Consider the following 2,187-nt stretch of genomic DNA (forward strand, 5'->3'; position numbering starts at 1 on the left):
CGCCGTGATGGAGATACGCCCCTCCAAAGCTTTCCCAATGCGCCGCCGTTAGCTGGCGATGCGCGGCAAGAGCTTGGCAGTGTAGCCTCAACACCAGGTTACACGCGGCGATCATCGCTCTAAACTTCATAAAAATTTGTCTGAGTCCGGATCGTCCTGGGCAGGCTACTCTTAACGGAGAAGCGCCAGCCGCTGGGCGATACTATCGGACGGAGGCGAGGTTCACCCTTTCGAAAGTCCTGGCCGCGCCGGCCTCGCGCATCGCCGGGGGCAGCGTTTCCCAGGCCCGGATCAGCTCTCCGATGGAAGCTGCTTCCATCTTGCGCATGACATTGCCGCGGTGAAGCTTGACGGTCACTTCACTGATGCCGAGGTCGAAAGCGATCTGTTTGTTGAGGCGCCCACGCGCCACTTCATGCAGCACCTCGCGCTCGCGCGGGGTCAGCGTCTCGACACGCTCGATGTTGCGCTTGACGACCACCGCATCCGCCCGCCGCTTGGCATCCACCGCAATGCCCGCGATCACGGCGTCAAGGAGTGTTTGGTCGCGCACCGGTTTGGTGAGAAAATCCACGGCGCCCGCCTTCATCGCCTGGACAGTCATCGGTATGTCGCCATGCCCGGTCAGGAAGATGATGGGCTTGGGATTGCCGTTTGTCGCAAGATGGTGCTGTAGATCGAGACCGCTTGCCCCTGGCATGCGCACGTCGAGGATCAAGCATCCGGGGCTGTTCAAGACGTCCGCGTCGAGCAATTCGCGGGTCGAGGCAAAGCAGACCGGCTCAAAGCCCATCGACAGGATCAACTCCGACAGTGCTTCGCGAACAGACGCATCGTCATCGACAATGATGACGAGCGGCTGCTGCGGCTCAGCCTTCCGCTGCCGTGACACCGGCGCCGATCTCTGCAAGAGTGGTTGGTCAACTCTCATGTTCATCCCTCGGTTTCCTGGTTGGCTAAAGCGTTGGCCACCGCCGCAAGCAGGGCCTGGCCGTCGAATGGCTTGCGGAAAAACCCGCTGATGCCCTTGGCACGGTACTGATCCGCTATCTCGTGGCGGCCGGTGATCAGGAACACCGGTAGGTCCGCACGCGTCTTCTTGACCTGGTCACGAAGTTCAAAGCCGTCCGTTCCAGGCATCCCGATATCGGTAATGAGCAAGTCCACGTCGGAGAGCCCGCTGACGAGCAGTGATCCCGCCGACGAGAAGCTGCGGGGAGCATAGCCCGCAGACTCCAAAAGGTTCTCGAGCGACTCGAGCAATCTTGGGTCGTCATCGACAATCGCCACGACAGGTCGCACCTTGCTCACACTCCGTTCCCTCCCGTTCGTCGAGAGTGGCTGATCGGTATCTCCAACCGCTCCGCCATGCGCACGAGATCAGCGAGTGATGCCGCAACCATTTTCTGCATCACGTTCCGTCTATGGATTTGCAGCGTGACCTCGCTGATCCCCAACTCAGCCGCGGCCTGTTTGTTCAGCAGGCCACTCACAACGAGCGGCAGCACCTCGCGTTCTCGCTGCGTGAGCTCTTGATAGCGTTGCCTCAACACGGTGAGTTCGGCGCGCTCTGATCGCCTTTCCCGGTCCTGGGCGATCGCTGCCCGGATCGCGACCATGAGGTCCGTATCGCTGAAAGGCTTTGTCAGGAAGTCCACAGCGCCGTGCTTGATCGCACGCACAGAGGACGGGATGTCGCCATGCCCCGTTATGAAGACGATCGGCGGATGATCGCCCTCGGCGATCTGCTTCTGCAGATCTAGACCGTTGATGTCAGGCAATTCCACATCGAGGATCAGGCAGGCGGGGACGTCCGGCTTGTCGGCAAGGACATAGTCGCCGGCCGATCCGAACGCTACGGCGCGCATGCCATGGGACTCCAGAAGCTCACCAAGCGCTTCCCGAATACGCACGTCGTCATCGACGATGAAGACCATTTGATCGTGGGGCGTCATGCTGCCGCTTTCATTTCAACTGGCATCGTGAAGACGAACGCCGTTCCGTGCGGATCGTTCTTCTCCACCCACAACCGTCCGCCATGGGACTCGACGATCGAACGGCAGATCGCGAGTCCCATGCCCATGCCGTGCTCTTTCGTCGTAAAGAACGGCTCGAATATTCGGTCAGGAAACTCAATGCCCGTGCCACAATCGCTGATCTCGATCTGGATCGCGTCCCCTATCCGGC

General features: G+C 60.4%; 4 protein-coding genes. All 4 read right to left on the bottom strand.

Annotation, left to right across the window (positions count from 1 at the left end):
• Window positions 1-202: 202 nt before the first annotated feature.
• The gene (locus tag EOA22_RS31245; protein ID WP_063170880.1) at window positions 203-931 is read right to left on the bottom strand and encodes a response regulator transcription factor; all 729 of its coding nucleotides are present in this window, start codon (window positions 929-931) and stop codon (window positions 203-205) included.
• Window positions 932-933: 2 nt separating this feature from the next.
• Complete coding sequence (locus EOA22_RS31250; protein WP_027161970.1) at window positions 934-1,311, bottom strand: response regulator; 378 nt, start codon at window positions 1,309-1,311, stop codon at window positions 934-936.
• A complete protein-coding gene (locus tag EOA22_RS31255) occupies window positions 1,308-1,955 on the bottom strand; it encodes a response regulator (RefSeq protein ID WP_023767341.1) in 648 nt (215 codons plus the stop codon). The genes EOA22_RS31250 and EOA22_RS31255 overlap by 4 nt, the downstream gene beginning before the upstream one ends.
• A partial coding sequence (locus tag EOA22_RS31260; protein ID WP_245478732.1) for an ATP-binding protein occupies window positions 1,952-2,187 on the bottom strand: 236 nt, incomplete at its 5' end. The genes EOA22_RS31255 and EOA22_RS31260, both read right to left, overlap by 4 nt.

It is taken from the genome of Mesorhizobium sp. M7A.F.Ca.US.014.04.1.1 (assembly GCF_003998745.1).
Taxonomy (GTDB): Bacteria; Pseudomonadota; Alphaproteobacteria; order Rhizobiales; family Rhizobiaceae; genus Mesorhizobium; species Mesorhizobium ciceri.

What these genes read in the sequence shown, in the direction of transcription:
- EOA22_RS31245 (WP_063170880.1), bottom strand. Translation starts at nt 931, where the DNA reads ATGAGAGTTGACCAACCACTCTTGCAGAGATCGGCGCCGGTGTCACGG.
- EOA22_RS31255 (WP_023767341.1), bottom strand. Translation starts at nt 1,955, where the DNA reads ATGACGCCCCACGATCAAATGGTCTTCATCGTCGATGACGACGTGCGT.